Source organism: Rhodococcus tibetensis, from assembly GCF_024438035.1.
Classification (GTDB): Bacteria; Actinomycetota; Actinomycetes; order Mycobacteriales; family Mycobacteriaceae; genus Rhodococcus_F; species Rhodococcus_F tibetensis.
Map to the genome: position 1 here is coordinate 84,867 of NZ_JANFQF010000005.1, position 23,371 is coordinate 108,237.

Consider the following 23,371-nt stretch of genomic DNA (forward strand, 5'->3'; position numbering starts at 1 on the left):
GTTCAGTCCACGTCGGCGGCGTCGGCCTCGGTGACGTCGCCGGTACTGACTCCCGCCTCGTCGAACGTCGCCATGAACGCGAGTGTGGCGATTGCCCCTTGCAGAATCGGTAGTGCGGCCACCGCCCCCGAACCCTCGCCCAATCGCATGTCGAGTTCGAGGAGGGGGTCGAGTTGCAGATGTTTCAAAGCGACGGTGTGGGCCGGTTCGGTGGACCGATGCCCGGCGAGCCACCACGCGCGCGCGCCGTGGGCCAACTCCTCGGCCACCATCGCTGCAGCCGTGACGACCACGCCGTCGAGGATCACCGGAGTCCGGCGCGCCGAGGCCTGCGCGAGAAACCCTGCCATCGCCGCAATGTCCGCGCCCGACACGGTGCGTAGCAAAGCCACTGTGTCGCGGACGACGGGCCGGGCGCGGCGCAGGGCATCGCGAATCGCTGCCGTCTTCCGTATCCATCCTGCGTCGTCGATACCGGTTCCCCGGCCCACTGCCGCGACGGGCTCGGTGTCCGTCAGCGCCGCGATCAGGACCGTGGCGGGGGTCGTGTTGCCAATTCCCATGTCGCCGGCGATGAGAAGATCTGCGCCGGAGTCGATTTCGGCATCGGCGATGGATCGACCGGCCTCGATGGCCCGCAAGGTTTCGTCGTGAGTGAGCGCGTCCTCGCGGTCGATCACCCCGGACGAACGCCGAACCTTGTGCGCCGAGACGCTCGGATCGGTGTCGCCGTCCACCGACATGTCGACCACGCGCACGCTTGCACCAGCCCGGTCGGCGAGAGTATTGACCGCGGCCCCGCCGCCGAGAAAGTTGGCGACCATTTGCGCTGTCACCTCGGGGGGATACGCCGACACCCCGGTCCTCGCGACCCCGTGGTCCCCGGCAAAGACGACGACGCGGGCCCGCTCGATGGGTCCGGGCGGGCATACACCCTGACACGCCGCAGCCCAGCACGCCAGCGTCTCGAACCGCCCGAGTGAGCCGGCCGGTTTGGTGAGCTGCAGTTGACGGTCCTCGGCCGCGCGGCGGATTGCGTCGTCCGGTGGGGGAACGGGTTCGAACCGACCGGGGTCGTTGCTCACGGACTCGCTCGTCACACTGGGCCTCTCGTTCGACTGGGCACGTCTGTCCCAGACACATTCGCTGCGGGAAGGTCTTTCAGGTTCACGGTCAGCCCGGCCACCACCAGGACAGCCCGGTCACATACTTCGGCCAGCTGGGCGTTGAGGGCACCGATCTCGTCGCGGAAGAGGCGTCCGGACCGGGTCTCCGGGATGACGCCGAGGCCGACCTCGGGTGTTACGAGGATGAGGTCGCCGCGGTAGTCGTGCACGCTCGCCACCAATTCGTCCACCTCGCCCGCGATCGTGCCGCGCGGTAGATCCCAGGCGTCGGCGGCATCGACCTCCACGGTCAGCCACGTTCCGAGATCATCCACCAGGGTGACTGCGGTGTCGGTGGACGAACGCAACTGCACGGCGAGGTCGCGACCCGGTGCGGTCTCGATCGTGGTCCAGGTGGCGGGGCGGCGAGTGCGGTGCTGCTCGACGCGGTCCTCCCAGTCGACGTCGCTGGGATCACGGTGACTAGTGGCGAGATAGCGGACCGATCCGGTACCCGCGAGAGTGCGTGCCAGTTGTTCCGCGTACGCCGACTTACCGGACCGGGCGCCGCCGAGAATCAAGGTTCGCGACGAGTGGTGGGGGAGATCCGGTCGGTTCGGAGGTTCGGCGAGGGGCACGAACCGAGACGCTACCAACCCGGCAACATGGCAGTATTTCGACGAACATCGTCATTCCTGCCACTGTTGGCGGGAAGTAGCGGGGCGGAAAATTCCAGCCATGACCGAATTTCTCGCCCTCGTAGCACTCCTGTTCGTACTGCACGCGGCTGTGCTGCTTGCCGGCACACGCGTGGGTGCGCCGCACCCGTGGCTTCGGAACAGTTTCCGCCACGACTTCTTCCGGCCGGCCGATCCACTGGCGGATCTGTCCGGCAACCGCGATGCCGAACTGGGCCGACTACTCGCCGAGTCACACCGCGCGCCGCATCATTGACGCGAAGCGGGGTGAGTCTCAGACCGCGTCGCCCGGACGAACCCGGGGCTTCGGCGCGCGAAGCTTGCGAATCTGCGATGCCCGCACGAAGGCGTACCAGCCCAGTTTGAAACCGCCGTCGGTCGTGTCCGGGAAACGCTCCCGCACCCGGCTGTTGATCTTGCGGCCCAGCCAGACGCCCTCTCCGGCCATGAAAAGCATCATGACGAGCATTGCCAGCGTCACGATCGCCTGAAGGGCCGGGCTGACGAACATGGCCATGATCAGCACGAGCGCCAGCGGCATGAAAAGTCCGACGAGGTTGCGCCGGGCGTCGACGATGTCGCGGACGTACGCACGGACGGGACCCTTGTCGCGCGGAAGGAGGTACTTGTCCTCGCCGGCGAGCATGCGAGCGCGTCGCTCGGACGCCGTAGCTCGCCGCTCGGCCGCGGCAAGCTTGCGTTCTTCCTTGCTGCCCCGGGTGGCCTTGCGACGTGCCCGCGCCTCCTTTGCGGTCAAAGGAGCAGGCGCGACCGGTCCACGGCGTCGGGCTTCGGCGTCGCGGCGCTTGGGGGTCGGACGGCCCTTGCCCACTTGTTCGGCGGACTCGGGTTCCGGTGCCGTGGACGACGAGACCGTCTCGGCATCCCGCTTGTCTGAATCGTCCGAATCACCGCGACGTAGCAATTTCACCCTTCCAGCCTATGGGAAGACGTCAACGTGAGGAAAACCGCCCTCGCGTCGAAATGCCGGGTGGCCTCGGGCGGGACCTTGCCTCTCAGTGCCGGCGAGGTGAACGAATCCGGCATCATCGGGTAGTAACCGTAAACCGCGACGTCGGATACCATGGAGAGCGATTGCTGTGCGGTCGCGCCGCACGGCAATGAAACCCGGGAATAAGTCGGGCGCGGAGTACCGTTGAAGCGTTCACGGGTTTGTTACGAACTAGCAGGGAGAGCCCATGACTGTGCAGAACGAGACCGCCACCCACGGCGTCAAGATGACCGAGGCTGCGTCCTCCAAAGCAAAGGCGCTGCTCGATCAGGAGGGTCGTGACGACCTCGCACTGCGTATCGCCGTGCAACCCGGCGGCTGCGCAGGACTGCGTTACCAGCTTTTCTTCGACGATCGCAACCTCGACGGTGACCTCATCGTCGACTTCGGCGGCGTAGCTCTCGCTGTCGACCGGATGAGCGCGCCGTACGTCGAAGGTGCATCCATCGACTTCGTCGACACCATCGAGAAGCAGGGGTTCACGATCGACAACCCCAACGCCACCGGTTCCTGCGCCTGCGGCGACTCCTTCAACTGAGTCCCGGGCCGACCGAAAACTGAATCGACAAGTCTGATGCGGAGCTCCGGTTCCGTGTCAGACTTTTTCGTGTCCGGACAACCCTGTCCACTCGCCGTGCTCCCACCGATCACGGTGGTACTGCCGGTACGGTGAGAAATCCCGACCGAACTCACCGAAAGGCATCCGCCCGTGACAATTGCGGTAACCGGTTCCATCGCCACCGACCACCTGATGCGGTTCCCGGGCCGGTTCGCCGAGCAACTGCTCGCCGATCAGCTCAGCCATATTTCGTTGAGTTTCCTGGTCGACGACCTCGTTGTCCGACGCGGGGGAGTGGGCGGCAACATCGCTTACGCCATGGGTGTCCTGGGTGGTTCGCCGCTCCTCGTCGGCGCAGTGGGGGCCGACTTCGCGGACTACCGGGAGTGGCTCGAGAGCAACGGCGTCGACTGCACCGCGGTCCGGATCTCCACGACAGCGCACACCGCGCGCTTCGTGTGCACCACAGATGAAGACATGGCTCAGATCGCGTCGTTCTACCCCGGCGCAATGAGCGAAGCGCGCGAGATCGAGCTCGAACGGGTCACCGAAAGCGTGGGAGCACTGGACCTGGTGCTGATCGGGGCCAACGACCCCGCCGCGATGATCCGCCACACGGACGAGTGCCGGCAGAAGAACATTCCGTTCGCCGCCGACCCCTCACAGCAGCTGGCCCGGCTCAACGGTGACGAGGCAACTGCGCTGATCCGAGGCGCCAAGTACCTGTTCACCAACGAGTACGAATGGGGATTGCTCCAGCAGAAGACCGGGCTGTCCGAGGAGCAGATTCGTGCGCAGGTCGGCGTCCGGGTCACCACCCTGGGCTCGAAGGGCGTCGATATTGTCGAGTCGGACGGCACCCATACCCGGGTTGCCGTCGTACCGGAGAAGGGCAAGGTCGACCCCACCGGTGTCGGCGACGGATTCCGGGCCGGATTCCTCCTCGCGCACAGCGCCGGCCTGAGTTTCGAGCGCTCGGCGCAGCTGGGATCGCTCGTTGCCGTGCTCGTCCTGGAAACCATGGGAACCCAGGAGTGGACCTTCGACCGCGACGAGGCCGTCAAACGACTGGCCGATGCGTACGGCGCCACCGCGGCCGACGAGATCGCAGCGTTTCTCCCGTAAGAGGCGGCTCCGCCGCTCGTGAGTGGTTGAGGAGTCCCTGGACTCGTCAACCACTCACGGGCGCGGAGCGCCTAGAGGGACACCGGGTACGCAGGCTCCGCGATCTTCGGCTCGATCCGGTGCTCCACGAAGATGCCGTGCCAGACCATGAAGGTCAGGACGGTCCAGAGGCGACGACTGTGGTCGGAGACGCCGTCCCGGTGATCATTGAGCATCTTCGCGACGGCCGCCTTGTCGAGGAGATGATCCGTACCGGACGCGGCGATCTGCTCGTGCGCCCAGTCGAACAGTTCCGTGCCGCGCAACCAGTGCCGCAGCGGCACCGGGAACCCCAGCTTGGCCCGGTGCAACACGTGCCCGGGCACGATGCCTTCGAGAGCCTGTCGTAGCGCGTATTTGGTGGTGTTCTTGGTGATCTTCTGCTCCAGCGGTACCCGGGACGCCACCTCGAACACCTCCGGATCGAGGAACGGCACCCGCAATTCGAGGGAGTTGGCCATGGTCATCTTGTCGGCCTTGACCAGGATGTCGCCACGCAACCAGGTGAACAGGTCCAGGTGCTGCATGCGAGCTACCGGATCCCACCCCCGCGACTGGGCGTAGATCGGTCCCGTGACGTCCTGGTGCGTCCATTCGGGACGGAAATCGCGCAACACCGTGCGCAGCTGGGCATCGTTGAAGCTGCGCGCGTTGCCGTAGTACCGCTCCTCGAGGGTGAGCGAACCGCGGTTGAGCAGGCTCTTCCCGCGTGTGCCGTCGGGGATCCGCTCTGACAAGCGTCCGGCTGCCCGTCGCAGTCCCTGCGGTAAGTACTCGAACGGCTTCAGGGAGAGGGGCTCGCGATAGATGGTGTAGCCACCGAACAATTCGTCGGCGCCCTCACCCGAGAGCACCACTTTGACGTGCTTGCGGGCCTCCTTCGCTACGAACCACAGCGGGACGAGCGCCGGATCGGCAACGGGGTCGTCGAGGTACCACACGATCTCCGGGATGGCCGCTGCGAATTCTGCCGGACTGACCACCTTGACGACGTGCCGTGCCCCGATGGCCTCGGCCGACTCGGCCGCGACGTCGACCTCGGAGTACCCCTCCCGCTCGAAACCCGTGGTGAAGGTGATCAAATTTGGGTTGTGGCGCATCGCGAGCGCCGCAATGGCCGTCGAGTCGATACCGCCCGACAGGAACGAACCGACCGTGACATCGGCCCGCATGTGCTTGGCGACAGAATCCTCCAACGCCGCTGCGATCTCCGCGTATCGCGCCTTCGCCGTCCCAGGGGTGAAGGGCTGCACCGGGAAGGTGGGGGCGAAATACCGGGTGATCACCGGGTCCTCGCCCGGACGCACCCGCGCGAAACAGCCCGATTCGAGTCGGCGGATGTCCTTGTGCAACGTCTCCGGTTCCGGCACGTACTGCAACACCGTGTAGTGCTCGACGGCCCGCGGATCGAGGTCCGTACCGATACCGATGAGGTCGGTCAGCTCGAGCAGGCTCTTCTTCTCACTGCCGAACGCCGTACCGCCCGTACCCGTCGCCAGAAACAGCGGCTTGATGCCGAATGGGTCGCGGGCAATGAACAGCTCGCGGGTTTCGGTATCCCAGATAGCGAACGCGAACATGCCGCGCAGGCGCCGCACGGCGTCCTCGCCCCAGTAGTGGAACGCCGCAACGATGGCCTCACTGTCGCCTTCGGTGACGAACTGCGCCCCGAACTGCTCGGCCAGCTCCGCGCGAACCTCGAGGTAGTTGTAGATCTCACCGTTGAAGGTGAGGGCATACCGCTGCGGGTTCTCGGCCGGCCCCCACCGCAACGGCTGGTGGGAGTGTTCGATGTCGATGATCGACAGCCGATTGAATCCGAACACGAGGTGATCGTCGTGCCACGTCCCGTGCTCGTCCGGCCCGCGATGCCGCAGGCAGTGCATCGCCTCGTCGACCTGCGAGACGGCGTAGTCGCTGGTTTCTCCAGAGGTCAGTAGCCCGAGCAGTCCGCACACAGCGTTTGGTACCTCAATTCAGAATCTGGGAAGCTCCACACGGGTGTGGAGGGGGTCAGGGAACTCTGCCGGAAAGTATGCCGCAGTTTCCCGCGGCGGCTGGTTCCGGCCGTCGACGACACCGCCCCGGCCCCGGTCGAGACACGACCGCCCGACCCGAGGATGGATCGCCATCCGCTTTGGTCTACGCTGCGTAGTAATTGGGCCTTCCCAACGGGTGTGCCCTAGTGGAATTTGCGGCGATCAGGAAGGCGTGAACGTGGCGCAAGGTCGGATCCTTCGGCGGGCAGGGTTGGCAGCATCTTTGGGCGTTGCTGCCTTGCTGCTGTCGGGTTGTTCAATCGACAACGAAGTGCTTCGTTTCGGGTGGCCTTCGGGCGTCACCCCGGAGGCAGAACGCATGCGTGAGCTGTGGACCTGGTCGGTTATCGCCGCCCTCGTCATGGGCATCCTGGTGTGGGGACTCACCTTCTGGGCGGTGATCTTCCATCGCAAGAAGAAGGACTCACCCGAGTTCCCCCGTCAGACCGCGTACAACGTGCCGCTGGAGCTGGCGTACACCGCAGTCCCATTCGTCATCATCGCCGTTCTGTTCTACTTCACGGTGGTCGTGCAGAACCACGTCCTCGATAAAGAGGACAACCCCAACGTGGTGGTCGACGTCACTGCCTACCAATGGAACTGGAAGTTCGGTTACCGCTCCATCGATCTCGGTGACGGGCAAGCGAAGTACGACGGCGTCGATCAGGAAGCCCAGGCTGCTGTCGAGGCCGGTGCGGCGTCCGGCACCGAGCACGAGGGTGAGGGCGGCCACGCGCAGCCCGGGGCCATTCACGGCAAGTCCCCGCAGGACCTGTCCTACCTGCATTACGACAAGATCGAGACCATCGGCTCCAGCCAGGAAATCCCGATCCTCGTCCTGCCGACCGGCAAGCGGATTCAGTTCGAGTTGGCCTCGTCGGACGTCATCCACTCCTTCTGGGTGCCGGAGTTTCTCTTCAAGCGGGACGTCAACCCGAATCCCAAGGAGAACCAGTCGGATAACGTCTTCCAGATCAGTGAGATCGAGAAGGAAGGCGCCTTCGTCGGTCGCTGCGCCGAGATGTGCGGAACGTTCCACGCGATGATGAACTTCGAGGTTCGCGCAGTCAGCCCGGACAAGTTTGCCCAGTACATCGATCTGCGCAAGCCTGCCGCCGAGGGTGGCCGGGCGTTGACCACTGCGGAGGCTCTCGAGGCTATCGGCGAGTCACCTGTGGCGACCTCCACCTCACCGTTCACCACCGATCGTGGCTACAAGCAGGCGAGCAGTGTCGAAGGTAACTGAACCCGCTGCTGATACCTCATTGACCAAGGACAAGTGCTGATATGAAGATCGAAGCCAAGCTCTTCGAGATCCTGACGGTATTCTTCATTCTCGTCGCGATCGTCTACGGCGTGTTCACCGCCGTCTCACGGACCGGTATCGAGTGGGCGGGTCTGACGGGCATCTGCCTGTCGGCAGGCCTGACACTGATCATCGGAACCTACTTCCGGTTCGTCGCTCGCCGTCTCGACACGCGGCCCGAGGACTACGAGGACGCGGAAATTGCCGACGGCGCCGGCGATCTCGGATTCTTCAGCCCCGGAAGCTACTGGCCTATCCTGCTAGCCGGTGCGGCTGCCCTCGCCGCCCTCGCGCTCGCATTCTTCCAGCCCTGGATGATCGTCGTTGCGGTAGTCGCCGTACTGGCGGCAGCGGCAGGCCTGGTCTTCGAATACCATGTCGGACCCGAGAAGCACTGAGCGCAGACAACGAACGGCGGGGCGTCGAATCCTAAGGGATTCGACGCCCCGCCGTCGTTCCGTCAAGAGCCTGCCGACGTGATGGACGCCGGCAAGAGTGCCTGAGCTCGAGCCGACGCGAGGGCAAATGGGTCCTCGAACACGTGGAGCCCATATGCCACGAGGGCCCCTTCATGAAGCAGCATGATGGTGCGAGCGAGTTCGGGGGCGCCGGGAACTGCCGCGTCGGTGCATATTTGGGTGAACAGTTCGAGCATCCATTTCTTCTGATCGAGGATGACGGGGTACGCCGGATGGGACGGGTCGCTGATCTCGGCATGCGCATTCACCATGCTGCACCCCTTTGTGCTGTTCTGGCCGGCCCAGTCGCGGGATGCGTCGAAGACGGCCTTCAGGCGTGCTTCCGGTGAGCTGCCCACCGCATGGAGATAGCCGGCGAGGAAGAGTCGCCAGCGCTCGTCGCGGTCAGCAAGATACTCGACCACGAGCTGTTCCTTCGACCCGAACCGGTCGTACAGCGTCTTCTTCGTGACCCCTGCCTCCGCAGCGATCAGATCGACCCCCACAGCGGAGATTCCTCGCTCGTAGAACAGGCGACCGGCCGCGGACAAGACGCGTCTGGCGCCCGGGGTCAGTGTCACCCGCTGCGGCCCCGGCACTGTGCTCATGACAGAAGTATACAGATCGGTATATCGTCGGACTTAAACCGATCTGTATACCCGAGGTGATTCTTCGTGAATGTGCTTCTCGCCGTGGCGTTCGTGTTCTGCTGGAGTTCCGGCTTCATCGGCGCGAAAGTCGGTGTCGGCATCACCGACCCTCTCACCGTGCTCACCTGGCGATTTCTACCCCTTGCCGCGCTACTCGTCCTCTGGGCGGTGCTCTTCGGACGCCACCGATGGGGTGGGATCCGGAGGCAGACGGTACGGCGCGAGATAATCGTCGGCGCCTTGTCACAGACCGGCTACCTCCTCACCGTCTACCAGGCAATCGGATTGGGGGTCTCCAGCGGCACCACGGCGCTGATCGACGGCACGCAGCCGCTCGTCGTCGCGGTACTCGCCGGACCGCTGTTGAGGGAGTACGTTGCACCGCGCCAGTGGTGGGGGTTGGCGCTCGGACTGACCGGAGTCGTGATCGTCACCGCCGGCGACGCCACCGCGTCCGGGGGAGTGGTGTGGTGGGCGTATCTGGTGCCGTTTGCAGGAATGCTCTCGTTGGTGGCGGCGACGTTCATGGAGCGGCGCTCACCCGAAGACACTGACCCCGCGGTGTCGCTGACGATCCACTGTGTCACCAGCGCGGTGTTGTTCACTGCCGTGGCAGCACCCCGCGGCGAGGCGATGCCTCCGGCTTCCGCCTCGTTCTGGCTCGCCGTGACCTGGTTGGTGGGTCTATCTACCTTCGGCGGCTACGGCCTGTACTGGCTGGTGCTGAGGCGCAAAGGTGTCACGCGGGTCAATGCGCTCATGTTCCTGATGGCACCGGTGACAGCCGTGTGGGGCGCCGTGGCCTTCGGCGAACCGTTCGGAGCCCTCACCGCGGGCGGCCTGCTGTTGAGCCTGGGAGCAGTGACGGTGGTGTTTCGGGCGCAATCTGAGAACGGGGGAGATGCAGCCCGACCCATACAGTCAGGGCCCCGAACCACAAGTGGTTCGGGGCCCTGATCAGGGGGGTGAGCCTCAGTGGGCCTCGCCGTTGCCGGAGCTTCCGTTGCCGGAGCTTCCGTTTCCGTGAACACGATTCTGCAGCTCGGTCAGCATGGTGAGCTGTTGACGCTCGCCATGATGCAGAGCGGCCTCGAGAGCTTCGCTCTCCTCGATCGGGTCCGCGGTGACAAGGCTGCCGGAGCCGGGCTTGCCGGCAGAACCGAGCTTGTTCATCTTCTTCGGGATGGACGCACCCTGGTATTCGAGGGGGATCGGGTGGCCATGGCCATGGCCGTCGACCGGGCCTAGTGGCTGGTGGATCTCGATGTACTGACCGTTGGGCATCCGCTTGATGATGCCGGTCTCGATGCCGTGCTCGAGAACCTCGCGGTCACTGCGTTGGAGGCCCAGGCAGAACCGGTACGCCACGAAGAACGCGATGGGCGGCAACAGCACCATGCCGATTCGGCCGATCCAGGTCATCGCGTTCAACGAAATGCTCAGCTGGTACGCGATGATGTCGTTGATGCACGAGATCGTCAATACGGCGTAGAACGTCAGTGCCATCGCTCCGATCGCCGTGCGGACCGGCACGTCACGCGGACGCTGCAGCAGGTTGTGGTGAGCGTCGTCCTTGGTCAGACGCTTCTCGATCCACGGGTAGGCGATGAGAACCGTGAAGACCAACCCCATGATGAGCGCCACGGCGAACACGGCCGGGATGGTGTAGCGGTCGAAGAGGTAGATCTCCCACGCAGGCCACAGACGGGCCAGGCCGTCTGTCCACATCATGTAGATGTCGGGCTGCGACCCGGCGGACACCTGTGACGGGTTGTATGGGCCGATGGTCCATACCGGGTTGATCTGCAGCACGCCGCCCATAACCGCGAGAACACCGAAGGTGATGGCGAAGAATGCACCGGACTTGACGGCGAAGACGGGGAGGATCCGAACGCCCACGACGTTCTGTTCCGTGCGGCCGGGGCCGGGGAACTGCGTGTGCTTCTGGTACCAGACGAGCGCGAGGTGACCGGCGATCAGCGCGAGGATGATGCCGGGGAACAGCAGGACGTGCGCCACGTACAGGCGGGGGATGATCAGGTCGCCGGGGAAGTCGCCGCCGAAGATCAGCCAGTGCATCCAGGTGCCGGCGATCGGGATGCTCAAGGTGATACCGGAGAACGCGGCACGCAGGCCCGTACCCGACAGCAGGTCGTCGGGAATCGTGTACCCGAAGAAGCCCTCGAACATAGCCAGAATCAGCAAAAGACAGCCGATGACCCAGTTCGCTTCACGCGGACGCCGGAAGGCGCCGGTGAAGAAGATGCGCATGAGGTGGACCACGATGGACGCCGCGAACATCAACGCAGCCCAGTGGTGGATCTGGCGGACGAAGAGTCCGCCGCGCACCTCGAAGGAGATGTTCAGCGTGGTCTCGTATGCGCGCGACATGGTGACGCCGCGCAGGGGCTCGTATGCGCCGTTGTAGACCACGTGGGCCATCGACGGGTCGAAGAACAAGGTGAGATAGACACCCGAGATCAGCAGGATGATGAAGCTGTAGAGCGCGATCTCACCGAGCAGGAACGACCAATGGGTGGGGAAGACCTTGTTGATCTGCCGCCGCATTCCAGCTGCGAGGTGGTAACGGGAGTCCATTGCCTCCGCCTGGCCGGCGGCCATGGCGTTGAGTCTGGACGGTTTGTTGTCGGTCACGGTCGACGCTCCCAAAATGCCGGGCCGAGAGCTTCGATGTAGTCACCGGTGGCAACTAGGAAACCCTCTTCGTTCACTGTAATAGGCAACTGCGGAAGTGCACGAGCAGCGGGTCCGAAAATCGGCTTTCCGTAGGTCAGCGCATCGAACTGCGACTGGTGGCACGGGCAGAGAATTCGGTTGGTCTGCTGTTCGAACAGCGAGGTGGGGCAGCCGAGGTGGGTGCAGATCTTCGAGAAGGCGAAGTAGTCGCCGTAGTTGAAGCTCTCCTGGCCCTTACGTTTGGTCACTCTCTGAGTGTCTTCGGTGCGTAGGCGAATGAGCATCGTCGCGTTGCGGATGCCACGCAGACCTGCGAGAAGGGCGTCGTGGTCGCCGCGATCGGACTCACGGAACGGGAACACGGTCTCCATGGCACCGGCGTCGAGGTCTTCCGGCCGGACGAGGACGACATCCTCGGGACGGCCGGTGTCGCGGCGCAGGTAGATGGTCTCGCCGGCGTAGCGCGGAGTCCAGCCCGATACCCAGAGCGGCGAATCGTCACGCTGGGCCCACGGGTTCTTGACGAGGCCACCGAGCGGCATCAAGGACATGATGCCGAGTGCGCCGCCACCGAACAACAGGCTGCGCTTGATGAGCTTGCGGCGGCCGAGCGTCGAGGTGTCGAAGGAGTCGCCGAGTTCCGCGACGATGGTCCGGCGGTCCGTCTCGGACGATCCGCCGTCGTGGCGGTCCTGGATGGACAGCTCTTCCGGGATGAACTTCTTGGTGAACTGCACGGCACCGACACCCAGGCCGAGAATCGCCAGACCCATGGTGAGGCCGATCAGCGGGGTGTACAGGCTGTACGCGGAGTAGTTCTCTTCACCGGCTCCGGCGTACTCCCACGGCCAGAACAGGTAGATCGCGATGAACGCGACCGCCGACACGCCGGCGAGAGCGAACCAGAACGCCACCGAGCGTTCGGCGCGCTTCTCGGCCTTGGTTCCTTCGACCGCCCAGCGGTTGCGGCGGAACGCAACGTCGACCCCGTCGAGGTTGGTGCCGAGTTCGACCAGTTCGTCGCGGCTCAGGTTCTCGAGTTCTGCATCCGTGTACTTTTTTGGCGTGGCGCCGCCCGGCTGGCCAGCGTCGTTCATGACCTCGCTCCGATCCACAGTGCTGCACCGACGACAGCGATGATTCCGATGACCCACATGGCCAAGCCCTCGGAGGCGGGACCGAAGCCGCCGAGTCCGTAGCCGCCGGGCTGCTTGGTCTCGCCTGCCAACTTGATGTAGGCGATGATGTCCTTCTTCTCCTCGAGGGTGAGCTGGCGATCCGAGAACTTGGGCATGTTCTGCGGGCCGGTGACCATCGCGGTGTAGATCTGCTGCTCGTTGGCCGGGTCGAGGACGGGCGCGTACTTGCCGGAGGACAGTGCACCGCCGCGCCCGGTGAAGTTGTGGCAGGACGCGCAGTTGAGGCGGAAGAGTTCGCTGCCGCGTCCGATGTCGCCGCCGCGCAGCGAGGACTGGGCGATCTCGCCGTTCTCGTCACGCACGACCGTGGGACCGCCGCCGTTGGCCTGGATGTATGCGCCGATGGCGTCCGTCTGCTCGGCGTCGAATTTGACGGGCTTGCGCTCGGCCTGGGCCTCGTTGCGCACGGCCGGCATGCGCCCCGATGACACCTGGAAGTACACGGCGGCCTCGCCGACACCGATCAGGCTCGGGCCGCGATCCTGCACACCCTGCAGGTTCGCGCCGTGGCAGGTGATGCACGAGGTGTCGTACAACTGCTTGCCTTCGCGGATCAGTGCTGCCTGATCGTCGGTGGCGGTGGCCACCTGCGGGGTCGGCGTCAACGCGGACGCGAGGAAACCGGCGCTGACCAGTCCCATCATCAGGACCAGGGCGCCCGTGACGCGCCTGCGGAGCTTCCGCTGGCGACGTGTCTTCGCGGCGGACGCCGTGGTATCGGATGCGGGAGGGGGGGATGAACTCATCTGTATCCCTTTGGTATGTCGGGACGGACTGGACGTCAGGGGGCTGCCTGGGGCGTTCAGCTGATCAACGGATGAAATAGATCGTGGCGAACAGGGCGATCCACACGATGTCGACGAAGTGCCAGTAGTACGAGACGACGATCGCGGCGGTGGCTTGGGCTGGCGTGAACTTGCTGACCATGGTGCGGGCGATCAGGAAGACGAACGCGATGAGGCCGCCGATCACGTGGAGGCCGTGGAATCCGGTGGTCATGTAGAACACCGAGCCGTACACGCTGCTCGAGATCGTCGTGCCTTCTTCGACGAGGTGGATGTACTCGTATCCCTGGCCGAGCACGAAGAACGTGCCCATGGCGAGTGTGAGGAGGTACCAGCGACGGAGACCGAAGACGTCGCCGCGCTCCGCGGCGAACACGCCCATCTGGCAGGTGAATGACGAGGCGATCAGCACGAGGGTCACCGGAACGGCGAGGAAGAGGTTCAGCTCGGTCGGCTCCGGCGGCCAGTTTCCATTCGCCTGTGCTCTGGCCACGAAGTACATGGCGAAGAGCCCTGCGAAGAACATGAGCTCACTTGACAACCACACGATGGTGCCAACGCTGACCATGTTTGGTCGGTTCAGCGAGTGCACGCGTTGGGTGATTGCTGATCCTGAAGTCCCTACTGCGCTCGTCACAGACAGAAGTATGACGCTTCGTCGTAAGAGGCGACTACCCGGGTCCACCCTCGGCGCGTCGACGCGTCCCGGTTGTCCGATTCTGCCAGCTGACGCGCTGGTGGCGGGCATGAAAGGGTGGGGGAATGCGAACTGGTGACAACAGTACGGGGTGGTTGCGGAGACTGTTCGGCGGTAGCAGGTCAGCCCCTCCGCTGGATCCGGATCGGGAGGACCTCGTCGTCGTCGCCTCCTGCTTCGACGACGTGGAGGCGTGCTCGGCCACCCTCGAACGCGCGGCCTCCGAGTCACCGGTGTGGCGGGCCGACGAGGAAGCCGTCCTGCGTCACCATCTGCGACTGCCGGCCACCGCAGTGGGGGAGGCGGCGTCCATCGCGGCGCAGGACGGATACCGGCCACGGCGCACCGGCCTTTCGGTTGCCGGTCCGTCCGGCACAGCCGAGGCGGCCGTGGAGCTCGTGCTGCAGCGCGTCCAGGTGCTGGACGCGCTGCACTGTTCCCAGGAACGGTCGAGAATGGCCGGGCTCGCGCAGCGGCTCGGTGGATTCGTCGCGGGGTGGGATGCGGTGCAACCGGCGCGCGAGGCGGAAGCGGCAGGCAACTAGGCTGCGGGGAGCGGATCGACACGAGTACACATCGCTACCAGTTCGAGGGGACACGACGATGCAGAGCCCGACCGTGCAGGGCCCGGACGCTCAGGGGACGAACGACGCGACCCTGCCCGCGCGCACGTGGCCGTCGGTCCTTGGTGCGCTCACCGACGGACACGACCTGTCGGTGCAGGATGCGACATGGGCGATGGACGAGATCATGTCCGACAACGCCACGTCCGCGCAGATCGCCGCGTTCGGTGTCGGCCTCAAGATGAAGGGTGTCGTTCCGGAAGAATTGCGCGGACTGGCCGACTCGATGCTGGGTCATGCGCGCAAGGTGCCGGTCGATGCCGACGTCGTGGACATCGTGGGTACCGGTGGTGACCGCTCCAACACGGTCAACATCTCCACGATGGCGGCGATCGTGGTGGCGGCCAGCGGAATTCGGGTGGTGAAGCACGGTAACCGGGCTGCGTCGTCCAAGAGTGGCGGCGCCGATGTACTCGAGGCACTCGGGGTCCGGATCAACCTGGGGCCCGACGAGGTGGCGCGCTCGGTGCGCGAGGCCGGAATCGGTTTCTGCTTCGCCCCGGTCTTCCATCCCGCCCTACGGTTCGCGGCGGCGCCCCGCAAGGAAATCGGCATTCCGACGGTCTTCAACGTGCTGGGGCCGCTCACCAATCCGGCTCGGCCGCGCGCGGGGCTCATCGGCTGTGCGTTCCCGGATCTGATCCCGGTGGTCGCCGGCGTGCTCGCGCAGCGCGGTAACTCCGCGCTCGTGGTGCGTGGGGACGACGGACTCGACGAGCTGACGACCTCGAGCACGTCGACCGTACATATCGTGTCGGAGGGATCGGTGACCGTGCGGCAGCTCGATCCTCGCGACCTCGGCATCGCGCGGGTGTCGTTGGACGAGCTGCGGGGCGGAGACGCCACAGCCAACGCGGCGGTGGCACGGCGACTCCTCGACGGCGACGCCGGACCGGTGCGGGACGCCGTGCTACTCAACGCGGCCGGCGCCATCGCGGCCTTCCGTGGTCTCGGCGACCGCTCGCTCGAAGAGTCTCTTGCCGAGGGGATTACGTCGGCGGCTCAGTCCATCGACAGCGGGGCGGCGGCGGCACTTCTGACGAAGTGGGCCGAGGTCACCTCCGCCATGACGGCGACGAAGTAACACCCCGGCCGGCATAGGTCATTCGCCGATGGAGAAGCCTGCCTCCACGTCGGCGCTCGAGTAGGACTGGAACGCGATGTGTGTTGCCGTCCTGGACACTCCGTCGACCTTGTTGATCCCCTCGGTGACCACTTCGGCAATCTTCGCGTGGTCCCGGACCCGCACGATCGCGATCAGGTCGATGTCGCCTGCGCAGGAGTAGACCTTGTCGACCCCGTCGATATCGGCGACGGCTTGCGCCGTTTCCGGGATGCGGCGGGCTTCGGCGTGGATCAGGACGATGGCGTTGATCATGCCTGCCAGCCTATGTGGTGGCGAACAGAGTCGGGCACAGGCGCTCTGGACTCCGGTTCCGGGGTCGGCTCACTACCGGCGCGGGCCCGTTCGCACCACTCGGCCCACGATCCGGCACCCCGTGCGGGTTCGCAGTACCCCGTGGACGCGCTGACGATGCGCGTGCCGTCGGTGTCGAGCCAGCGGGCCAGCAGGCCGGCTTCTTCGGGTGAGGCGCCGCGGAGCGGTGAATCGTCGGGAACGACGGTTTCGGCGGCGAGCACCAGCGCGTCGACCACCGGCATCGGATGGGCTCCGCGCCGCGCGCGGCCGGACGATGCGAGCCGGCCGTGCCGGATGACGGCGAACTCCCAGCCGCCGGTGGCGGCCGGACGGGCAGCCACGATCTCGTCGAGGGTGGTGAGGGCCGCCAGTCGCTGCATCCTGCGCAGTGCGAGAGCCACATCGGCGGTGCGGTCGCGCAACCGCGCGGCGTTCTCGAACAATTCGTCCGCCGCGAGATTGTCCAGCCGTTCACGCATCCGACGTAGCGGGGTGTCGTCGACGCCGCGTAGAAGGTGCCGGAAGAGGCGGGGACCTGGGCGGTAGTCGTCCTCGGTGGCGAGACCCTGCACGGCCGCCGGGCACGGGGCGAGCTCTCGCGGCGGACATTGCGGCCCGTGCTCACGTCCCGTGGGTATTCGGGTCGTGCAGGTGCGCAGGACACAGTATTCGGCGAGCGTCTCCGCGACCTCAACCGCCGTGGAACGGGACCGGAACGGGCCGAGCGAATCCCGGGTGGGAGTACGTACGACCGACAGCCGGGGAAACGCTTCGTTGGTGAGTGTGATCCACCATCCACGCTTCGGATACTTCGACCGCCGGTTGTACGGCGGGGTGTGCGCGGCGAGAAGGCGCAGCTCGCGGACGCCGGCCTCGAGCGCGTGCGAGCACTCGACATGGTCGATGCGGGTGGTGAGCGCCACCATCTCCTTCATCCGCCCGCGGGTTTCAGACCCGGTGAAGTAATTGCGCACCCGTCGGCGCAGGTCGGTTGCCGTCCCGACGTAGAGCACCTCGTCGGAGGGACCGCGGAACAGGTATACGCCGGGGGCGTGAGGGAGATGACTGGCGAGTGTGCGCTTGGCCCGCTGGTGGGAGGAGACGTCAGGAAGGTAGTCGACGAGTTCCGTGAGACTGTGCACTCCCTGATTGCCGACACGGTCGATGAGGGCGTGCAGGACATCGACGGTGGCGCGTGCGTCGTCGAGTGCGCGGTGTGTGGGTTGTGTGCTGACATCGAAGAGCCGGGCCAGGGAGGACAGCTTGACCGAGGGTGCTTCGTCGCGGGTCAAGACGCGGCGCGCCAATTTGACCGTGCACAGCACCGTGAACTTCGGCCAGGGAGTGGCGGTGGCCGACGCGGCGGCCTGGAGGAAGCCGGTGTCGAAGGGGGCGTTGTGCGCCACCAGCACCGAGCCTCGTGCGAACTCCAGGAAGGCGGGCAGCACACGCTCGATACGCGGCGCATCCACGACCATTGCCGTGGTGATCCCGGTGATCTCCACGATGTGCGGCGGAATGGAGCGCCCCGGATCGACCAGGGTGGCCATTTCGCCGATCACTTCGCCGCCGCGCACCTTCACGGCGCCGATCTCGGTGATCGCGTCTTCGCCGGGTCGCCCGCCGGTGGTCTCGAGGTCGACGATCACGAAGGTGGTGTCCCGCAGCGGGGTGTCGAGCTCGTCGAAGCTCAGTTGCTCGGGTACGCCGGAAGCTCTCACGGTCTGAGAGCGTATGGACGGGCACCGACAAACCCCTTCGGACGACTCTCCGGAGCGGGGGAGACGAGGATCACACTGTCATTTCCGGACTCGTCCCGGAGTGCGGGCGGGAGCCGCGGCTCTCCCACGATCGGCGCGGTTCGGGCCGACGAGGAGACGACCTCCGGGTCGGCGATGCATCGCGGGTCTCATCCCGGGAAACGGCACGTGAACAGCGCGGATGCCACTTTCGGCGAAGCCTCGCCGAGTCTCGTCGGCCCGAAATCGCCACGGGCGCTACCGAAACGAGATGGGAAACCGACCACTTGTTATCTAGCCGTTATCGAAAGCGCGTATCGCGCGCACGCCACCACGCACCAGGGCCGAGCATGTGCTTTCAGCGTGTCCCGGTCGACATCCGGGTACTCCGTTTCGTAACCTTCCTGAGACCTAGCGGAGTCTTGCCGCCCCACACCGGGACAGCATCGCTAGTCACCGCCTAATCGGCTTCTCGTGAGAGAGCCGTACCGGGAACCCAAGTTTCTACTGGGGTGAATCCTGCCGGGACGTACATCGGACCGGTGGGTAGGGCTGATCTTCCCAGCCCGAACCCGTCAGCTAACTCGGTCGGCGGACGAATGGAAGAAACGGAGTACCCCTTTCGTGGCGTCACAAGTTTCCAAGCGGAATGTGCGGCGGGCAATCGTCGCCAGCGCTCTTGCAGTAGGTGCGCTCACCGCTACCGCAGCCCCGGCCGCTGCGGACCCCATCACCATCCCGGGAATCGGAACTTTCGAGATCCCGGGCGTCGTCATCCCGCAGGTCCCCGGAGCGCCCGCGCTGCCCGCGCCGCCGGCGAGCTCCACCGGTGACAAGGCTGTTCAGGCCGCTCAGACCAAGCTCGGTGCCCCCTACGTGTACGGCGCTGCCGGTCCCAACTCGTTCGACTGCTCCGGTCTGGTGCAGTGGGCGTTCAAGCAGGCCGGGCTCAACCTCCCGCGCACCAGCTACGACCAGGCCGCAGCCGGTTCTCCCGTTTCGGAGTCCGATCTGCGTCCCGGCGATGTCGTGTCCTTCTACGGTGGGTCGCACTCCGGCATCTATGCCGGCAACGGCAACGTGATCCACGCGTCGACCGCGGGCCAGCCGGTCAAGCTGGCTCCCATCGCGTCGATGCCTTTCGACGGCGCACGCCGCTACTGATCCAGCCGCGTGGCACACGCATCCCCCGCACTCGTTCGGGGATGGACGGGGTAGCTTCGCAGGATCGCGCACGACCACCGAGAGTGGGTTCGAATCGCCATTCGGACCCACTCTTTGTGCATCTGCGTGCAGGTCGATCCGCGAACAACGGCTCCTGTGTCGTCTGCGCCACCGGACCGTGGCGGAGGTGGACACGAACGTATGCCATTCCGTAACCTATCCGAGACCTTGCGAACTCATTGTCGTCCGAACCGGGCGACAACGCGGGTTGCCACCTCTTCAGCAATCCGTGGCCGTGCGCGACCGCGGACCCTCCGCGTCGCGGACCGCATCGCGTCTCGGGTGGTGGAGATCGATGAACGGAGAACCGCATTCCGTGGGCTCATACAAGATGAAGCGCTCGCTGCGCAGCGTGTTGACTGTGGGCGTCCTGTCGTTGACAGTCACCTCGCTGCCCACCCTTCAGGCAGCTGCGGACCCAGCGGTGACCAACCCGACGGAGGCGCTCGCCAAACTCGGTGACCTTTCCCGCCAATCCGAGCAGACGTCGGAGGCACTCCACAACGCGCAGATCGACCTCGACGCCAAGTTGGCGGCACAACGCGACGCCGAGGTGAAGCTGGCCGGTGATCGGAGCGCCCTCGACGCCGCCAACGCGCGCATCGCGGTGTTCGAGCCGGTGGTGAACAAACTGGCGACCGCCAACTACCAGGGTGCCCGGACCAATCGGCTCTTCGCCGTGATGGTGAGCGATTCGCCGCAACAACTGCTGGACCAGATGTCGGCCCTCGATGTGATCTCCAACGAGACGCGCAATCAGGTCGCGCAATTCCAGGCGGCGACGTCGGATGCGGCGAAGGCCGCAGCAGCATCGAAGCAGTCCGCGGACACCGCCCGTTCCGCGACCGAGCAAGCCAAAGCTCTCAGCGACGATCTGCAACGTAAGCAGAGCGACCTGCAGGCACAGATCGGTGAGGTGATGAAGGCGTTCGGTGATCTCACGGGCGCCGAGCGCGACCAGTTGGCAGGTACCCCGTTCCCGCCGGGCTTCGATCCGAATACGATCCTCGCGCACCTCACACCCGGTTCGGGGTCCAGCGCACTGCAGGCCGGAATGACCCGAATCGGGGACCCGTACGTGTGGGGCGCTACCGGTCCGAACGAATTCGACTGTTCGGGGCTCGTGGTGTGGGCCTACAAGCAGGTCGGGAAGACGTTGCCGCGTTCGAGTCAGGCGCAGGCGAGCGCAGGTACCCCGGTGTCGCGCGATCAGCTCCAGCCCGGCGATGTGGTCCTCTTCTACGACGACGCCTCCCACGTCGGTCTGTACGCGGGCAACGGCAACATCCTGCACGCGTCGACGTTCGGTGTTCCGGTGAAGATCGAGTCGATGGCCAAGTTCCCGTTCTACGGCGCACGCCGCTACTGACGGCGACCGTCCCGCAGCGGTGCAGAGGCATGCTCATACACTCACCGGCGTGCCCGAATCAGAGCCGTCGACCGCCGGGGATCCGACATCACGCCGCAGGGCGCGTCCGTGGGAACTCGCCGCTCTGGCGGGACTCGTTCTCGCCGTGCTCGTCGTACTGGGCCTGACCGCGTTCTCCTCGACCGGCACGAGTGCCGACGGAGCTGTCGGCACCGCCGTCGTGGACGACCAGAGCCGCCTGGTCGGGGTGCAGGCGCTCCTGGATCGATGGGCGAGGGCGGTGCGCTCGAATGACGCGGGAGCGCTGTCGGAGGTAATGGATGCATCGGCGTCGCCCGGCTTCCTCGCCGCTGAGACCCGGCGCACCGCCAATCTCGAGGGTGTCGAATTCTCCGATTGGGGATACGAGCTCGCCGACGGCCCCGCAACGGAGGTGCCGGCGAGCCTGGTCGACGCGCTCGGCGCCGACGAGGTGTGGTCGCCGGCTGTCCAACTCCGCTATGCGATCGCCGGCGCCGACGAGCTTCCCACTCGCAAACCCGTGGCCCTCGTCGTTGCCCGGCGCGGTGACCGCTGGACGCTGGTGAGCGACAACGCCACAGTGGACGGGGATCGGCACACCTGGCGCGGACCGTGGGATTTCGGTCCCGTGGTGTCGCGCCGCGTCGACACGGGCGACGGACGGACCTCGGTGGTGCTCGGGCACCCCGAGAATGCCGCGATGGTGGACCGGTTGGCCGAAGAACTCCCGTCGGCGGTTATCAACGTCACTCAGTTGTGGGGGCCGGACTGGGCCGGCAGGGCGCTCGTGTGGGTGGCGGCATCGCAAGACGAGTTCACAGCGCTGGTCGGACCGGATCACGACGGACGTGACATCGCCGCTGTCGCTGTCTCGGATGCCGTCGACGCGGAGGCAACTGCGGTGAGCGGACAGCGGATCGTGTTCAGTCCGGCGTCGGCGGAGCGCCTCACAGAGGTGACACGCAGGGCGATCCTGCGGCACGAACTGACGCACGTGGCGGCGAGGGCCGACACGGTGGATCATTCGCCGATGTGGGTGCTCGAAGGGTACGCGGAGTACGCGGCATACCGCGGTTCGAATGAGGAGGAACGTCAGATCGCGCCCGCACTCTCAGCTCTGGTGGACGCGGACGGCGCACCGCAGGAGTTCCCGCGTGACGAGGACTTCTCCGCCGCCGGTGAGCGCGGGTCCGTCGCCTACGAGACGGCCTGGTCCCTCAGTGCCTTCGTGGCCGAGAAATTCGGCGAATCGAGTCTGACGCAGCTGTATCGCGCGTTGGCTGTCGGGGAGAGGGATCCGGTGCAGGTGGACGACCGGCTGTCCGAGGTGCTCGATGTCGACACCGATCGATTCCGGGCCGACTGGGCCGACTGGATGGACGCCCACCTGGGGTGACCCTGCGTCGCCGAGGATGTGGTCAACCGCCTACGGTGATCACATGCGTCGAACCCTGTTGGTGACGAACGATTTTCCGCCGCGTCCCGGTGGTATCCAGTCGTACCTGCACACCTTCGCCAAGCACTTTCCTGCCGAAGACCTGGTGGTGTACGCCCCGCGGTGGCGGGGCGACTCGCACGTCACCTTCGATGCACGACAGCCCTTTCCGGTGGTGCGTCATCCCACCACGCTGATGGTGCCGACCCCGTTCGTGGCCCGGCGCGCCGCGCGACTGATCGAAGAGTATGGGTGCGCGAATGTGTGGTTCGGCGCCGCTGCGCCTCTGGCACTGCTCGCTCCGACGCTTCGCCGTGCGGGCGCGCAACGCGTCGTGGCCAGCACACACGGACACGAAGTCGGCTGGTCGATGCTCCCCGCCGCGCGCCAGGCGTTGCGGCAGATCGGCGAGCAGACGGACGTCGTCACCTACGTCAGCCGCTATACCCGCGGCCGGTTCGCATCCGCGTTCGGTGCGAGCGCCGCGCTCGAGCACGTGCCGCCAGGAGTCGACACGGACCGGTTCGCACCCGACAGCGGCGCCCGCGCGGAACTGCGGGCCCGATACGGGCTGGGGGAGCGGCCGACCGTCCTGTGCCTCTCGCGCCTCGTGCCGCGCAAGGGGCAGGACGTTCTCATCCGGGCGCTCCCGACCATCCGCACACACATCGACGGTGCGGTGCTCGTGATCGTTGGCGGTGGGCCCTACGAGGACCGCCTGCGGTCTATCGCGCGCGCGACGGGCATGGCGGACCACGTGGTGTTCACGGGTACGGTGCCGTCGACGGAGTTGGCGGCGCACCACACGATCGCCGACGTGTTCGCCATGCCGTGCCGCACGCGCGGCGCAGGACTGGACGTGGAAGGCCTGGGAATCGTCTTCCTCGAGGCCTCCGCCAGCGGAGTCCCTGTCATTGCGGGACAGTCGGGAGGTGCGCCAGAAACGGTGCGCCAGAACGACACCGGAGTGGTCGTGGACGGCACGTCGGTGGACGACGTGGCACGATCGGTGATTTCCGTTCTCTCCGACCGTGATCGCGCCGCCGCCATGGGTGCGGCCGGACGCGAATGGGTCAAGGCGGAATGGAGATGGGACGTGCTCGCCGCCCAGCTGCGGGGCCTACTCGCGTAGGGACCCGGGAGTACTTGCTGCCGCCACCGGCCGACAAG

At 65.9% G+C, this 23,371-nt stretch carries 23 protein-coding genes and 1 riboswitch; of the genes, 12 read left to right on the forward strand and 11 right to left on the reverse strand.

Annotated elements, in window-relative coordinates; genetic code table 11:
* Positions 1 to 2: 2 nt before the first annotated feature.
* Together cobT and cobU are read right to left on the reverse strand one after the other, a co-directional pair.
* The gene (gene cobT, locus NOF53_RS07405; RefSeq protein ID WP_255966856.1) at positions 3 to 1,100 is read right to left on the reverse strand and encodes a nicotinate-nucleotide--dimethylbenzimidazole phosphoribosyltransferase; all 1,098 of its coding nucleotides are present in this window, start codon (positions 1,098 to 1,100) and stop codon (positions 3 to 5) included.
* A complete protein-coding gene (gene cobU / locus NOF53_RS07410) occupies positions 1,097 to 1,744 on the reverse strand; it encodes a bifunctional adenosylcobinamide kinase/adenosylcobinamide-phosphate guanylyltransferase (RefSeq protein WP_255966858.1) in 648 nt (215 codons plus the stop codon). The genes cobT and cobU overlap by 4 nt, the downstream gene beginning before the upstream one ends.
* A 100-nt stretch (positions 1,745 to 1,844) precedes the next feature.
* Between cobU and NOF53_RS07415 the strand changes: the two genes are divergently transcribed.
* Positions 1,845 to 2,060: a hypothetical protein gene (locus tag NOF53_RS07415; RefSeq protein WP_255966860.1), complete on the forward strand. Its 216-nt coding sequence runs from the start codon at positions 1,845 to 1,847 to the stop codon at positions 2,058 to 2,060.
* Positions 2,061 to 2,078: 18 nt separating this feature from the next.
* Here the strand turns inward: NOF53_RS07415 and NOF53_RS07420 are convergent, their stop codons facing one another.
* Positions 2,079 to 2,735 carry a DUF3043 domain-containing protein gene (locus tag NOF53_RS07420; protein WP_255966861.1) on the reverse strand — a complete coding sequence of 219 codons (657 nt, stop codon included), beginning with the start codon at positions 2,733 to 2,735 and terminating at the stop codon, positions 2,079 to 2,081.
* 268 nt (positions 2,736 to 3,003) lie between these two features.
* On the opposite strand from NOF53_RS07420, the gene NOF53_RS07425 reads away from it, so the two are divergent.
* Entirely contained in the window at positions 3,004 to 3,354 is a 351-nt protein-coding gene (locus NOF53_RS07425; RefSeq protein WP_213572445.1) for a HesB/IscA family protein, read from the forward strand.
* Positions 3,355 to 3,525: 171 nt separating this feature from the next.
* Positions 3,526 to 4,500, forward strand: a complete 975-nt coding sequence (locus tag NOF53_RS07430; RefSeq protein ID WP_255966862.1) for a carbohydrate kinase family protein — start codon at positions 3,526 to 3,528, stop codon at positions 4,498 to 4,500.
* 71 nt (positions 4,501 to 4,571) lie between these two features.
* On the opposite strand, the gene asnB is transcribed toward NOF53_RS07430, so the two are convergent.
* Complete coding sequence (gene asnB / locus NOF53_RS07435; protein ID WP_255966863.1) at positions 4,572 to 6,497, reverse strand: asparagine synthase (glutamine-hydrolyzing); 1,926 nt, start codon at positions 6,495 to 6,497, stop codon at positions 4,572 to 4,574.
* 253 nt (positions 6,498 to 6,750) lie between these two features.
* Here asnB and ctaC point away from each other — a divergent pair, with 253 nt between their 5' ends.
* Both ctaC and NOF53_RS07445 read left to right on the forward strand, forming a co-directional pair.
* Positions 6,751 to 7,824, forward strand: coding sequence for an aa3-type cytochrome oxidase subunit II (ctaC, locus tag NOF53_RS07440; protein WP_255966864.1), 1,074 nt, complete (start codon positions 6,751 to 6,753; stop codon positions 7,822 to 7,824).
* A gap of 41 nt (positions 7,825 to 7,865) precedes the next feature.
* Complete coding sequence (locus tag NOF53_RS07445; RefSeq protein WP_255966865.1) at positions 7,866 to 8,282, forward strand: cytochrome c oxidase subunit 4; 417 nt, start codon at positions 7,866 to 7,868, stop codon at positions 8,280 to 8,282.
* 62 nt (positions 8,283 to 8,344) lie between these two features.
* Here the strand turns inward: NOF53_RS07445 and NOF53_RS07450 are convergent, their stop codons facing one another.
* Positions 8,345 to 8,950: a TetR/AcrR family transcriptional regulator gene (locus NOF53_RS07450; RefSeq protein WP_255966866.1), complete on the reverse strand. Its 606-nt coding sequence runs from the start codon at positions 8,948 to 8,950 to the stop codon at positions 8,345 to 8,347.
* Positions 8,951 to 9,016: 66 nt separating this feature from the next.
* On the opposite strand from NOF53_RS07450, the gene NOF53_RS27690 reads away from it, so the two are divergent.
* The gene (locus NOF53_RS27690) at positions 9,017 to 9,949 is read left to right on the forward strand and encodes a DMT family transporter (protein ID WP_255966867.1); all 933 of its coding nucleotides are present in this window, start codon (positions 9,017 to 9,019) and stop codon (positions 9,947 to 9,949) included.
* A gap of 15 nt (positions 9,950 to 9,964) precedes the next feature.
* Here the strand turns inward: NOF53_RS27690 and qcrB are convergent, their stop codons facing one another.
* The 4 genes from qcrB to ctaE form a co-directional block, all read right to left on the reverse strand.
* A complete protein-coding gene (gene qcrB, locus NOF53_RS07460; protein WP_255967220.1) occupies positions 9,965 to 11,614 on the reverse strand; it encodes a cytochrome bc1 complex cytochrome b subunit in 1,650 nt (549 codons plus the stop codon).
* Between the two features lie 29 nt (positions 11,615 to 11,643).
* The gene (gene qcrA / locus NOF53_RS07465; protein WP_255966868.1) at positions 11,644 to 12,786 is read right to left on the reverse strand and encodes a cytochrome bc1 complex Rieske iron-sulfur subunit; all 1,143 of its coding nucleotides are present in this window, start codon (positions 12,784 to 12,786) and stop codon (positions 11,644 to 11,646) included.
* Positions 12,783 to 13,634 carry a cytochrome bc1 complex diheme cytochrome c subunit gene (gene qcrC, locus NOF53_RS07470; protein ID WP_255966874.1) on the reverse strand — a complete coding sequence of 284 codons (852 nt, stop codon included), beginning with the start codon at positions 13,632 to 13,634 and terminating at the stop codon, positions 12,783 to 12,785. The genes qcrA and qcrC overlap by 4 nt, the downstream gene beginning before the upstream one ends.
* A 64-nt stretch (positions 13,635 to 13,698) precedes the next feature.
* Positions 13,699 to 14,310, reverse strand: a complete 612-nt coding sequence (gene ctaE / locus NOF53_RS07475; protein WP_255966876.1) for an aa3-type cytochrome oxidase subunit III — start codon at positions 14,308 to 14,310, stop codon at positions 13,699 to 13,701.
* Between the two features lie 125 nt (positions 14,311 to 14,435).
* Between ctaE and NOF53_RS07480 the strand changes: the two genes are divergently transcribed.
* Together NOF53_RS07480 and trpD are read left to right on the forward strand one after the other, a co-directional pair.
* On the forward strand, positions 14,436 to 14,915 hold the full coding sequence (locus NOF53_RS07480) for a hypothetical protein (protein ID WP_255966878.1): 480 nt from the start codon (positions 14,436 to 14,438) through the stop codon (positions 14,913 to 14,915).
* Positions 14,916 to 14,973: 58 nt separating this feature from the next.
* Complete coding sequence (gene trpD / locus NOF53_RS07485; RefSeq protein ID WP_255966879.1) at positions 14,974 to 16,077, forward strand: anthranilate phosphoribosyltransferase; 1,104 nt, start codon at positions 14,974 to 14,976, stop codon at positions 16,075 to 16,077.
* An 18-nt stretch (positions 16,078 to 16,095) separates the two neighbouring features.
* Here the strand turns inward: trpD and NOF53_RS07490 are convergent, their stop codons facing one another.
* Positions 16,096 to 16,371: an Lrp/AsnC family transcriptional regulator gene (locus NOF53_RS07490; RefSeq protein WP_109335029.1), complete on the reverse strand. Its 276-nt coding sequence runs from the start codon at positions 16,369 to 16,371 to the stop codon at positions 16,096 to 16,098.
* The gene (locus NOF53_RS07495; RefSeq protein ID WP_255966880.1) at positions 16,368 to 18,134 is read right to left on the reverse strand and encodes a DEDD exonuclease domain-containing protein; all 1,767 of its coding nucleotides are present in this window, start codon (positions 18,132 to 18,134) and stop codon (positions 16,368 to 16,370) included. The genes NOF53_RS07490 and NOF53_RS07495 overlap by 4 nt, the downstream gene beginning before the upstream one ends.
* 465 nt (positions 18,135 to 18,599) lie before the next feature.
* A riboswitch (cyclic di-AMP (ydaO/yuaA leader) is annotated at positions 18,600 to 18,762 on the forward strand.
* Between the two features lie 14 nt (positions 18,763 to 18,776).
* On the opposite strand from NOF53_RS07495, the gene NOF53_RS07500 reads away from it, so the two are divergent.
* The 4 genes from NOF53_RS07500 (at position 18,777) to NOF53_RS07515 (ending at position 23,333) form a co-directional block, all read left to right on the forward strand.
* On the forward strand, positions 18,777 to 19,316 hold the full coding sequence (locus NOF53_RS07500) for an NlpC/P60 family protein (protein WP_255966881.1): 540 nt from the start codon (positions 18,777 to 18,779) through the stop codon (positions 19,314 to 19,316).
* 376 nt (positions 19,317 to 19,692) lie between these two features.
* Complete coding sequence (locus NOF53_RS07505) at positions 19,693 to 20,745, forward strand: C40 family peptidase (protein WP_255967222.1); 1,053 nt, start codon at positions 19,693 to 19,695, stop codon at positions 20,743 to 20,745.
* 49 nt (positions 20,746 to 20,794) lie between these two features.
* Positions 20,795 to 22,162 carry a hypothetical protein gene (locus NOF53_RS07510; protein WP_255966882.1) on the forward strand — a complete coding sequence of 456 codons (1,368 nt, stop codon included), beginning with the start codon at positions 20,795 to 20,797 and terminating at the stop codon, positions 22,160 to 22,162.
* A 43-nt stretch (positions 22,163 to 22,205) separates the two neighbouring features.
* Positions 22,206 to 23,333 carry a glycosyltransferase family 4 protein gene (locus NOF53_RS07515; protein ID WP_255966883.1) on the forward strand — a complete coding sequence of 376 codons (1,128 nt, stop codon included), beginning with the start codon at positions 22,206 to 22,208 and terminating at the stop codon, positions 23,331 to 23,333.
* Positions 23,334 to 23,371 lie beyond the last annotated feature (38 nt).

What these genes read in the sequence shown, in the direction of transcription:
- NOF53_RS07415 (WP_255966860.1), top strand. Translation starts at nt 1,845, where the DNA reads ATGACCGAATTTCTCGCCCTCGTAGCACTCCTGTTCGTACTGCACGCG.
- NOF53_RS07425 (WP_213572445.1), top strand. Translation starts at nt 3,004, where the DNA reads ATGACTGTGCAGAACGAGACCGCCACCCACGGCGTCAAGATGACCGAG.
- NOF53_RS07445 (WP_255966865.1), top strand. Translation starts at nt 7,866, where the DNA reads ATGAAGATCGAAGCCAAGCTCTTCGAGATCCTGACGGTATTCTTCATT.
- NOF53_RS07450 (WP_255966866.1), bottom strand. Translation starts at nt 8,950, where the DNA reads ATGAGCACAGTGCCGGGGCCGCAGCGGGTGACACTGACCCCGGGCGCC.
- qcrB (WP_255967220.1), bottom strand. Translation starts at nt 11,614, where the DNA reads ATGGCCGCCGGCCAGGCGGAGGCAATGGACTCCCGTTACCACCTCGCA.
- qcrA (WP_255966868.1), bottom strand. Translation starts at nt 12,786, where the DNA reads ATGAACGACGCTGGCCAGCCGGGCGGCGCCACGCCAAAAAAGTACACG.
- qcrC (WP_255966874.1), bottom strand. Translation starts at nt 13,634, where the DNA reads ATGAGTTCATCCCCCCCTCCCGCATCCGATACCACGGCGTCCGCCGCG.
- NOF53_RS07480 (WP_255966878.1), top strand. Translation starts at nt 14,436, where the DNA reads ATGCGAACTGGTGACAACAGTACGGGGTGGTTGCGGAGACTGTTCGGC.
- trpD (WP_255966879.1), top strand. Translation starts at nt 14,974, where the DNA reads ATGCAGAGCCCGACCGTGCAGGGCCCGGACGCTCAGGGGACGAACGAC.
- NOF53_RS07490 (WP_109335029.1), bottom strand. Translation starts at nt 16,371, where the DNA reads ATGATCAACGCCATCGTCCTGATCCACGCCGAAGCCCGCCGCATCCCG.
- NOF53_RS07515 (WP_255966883.1), top strand. Translation starts at nt 22,206, where the DNA reads ATGCGTCGAACCCTGTTGGTGACGAACGATTTTCCGCCGCGTCCCGGT.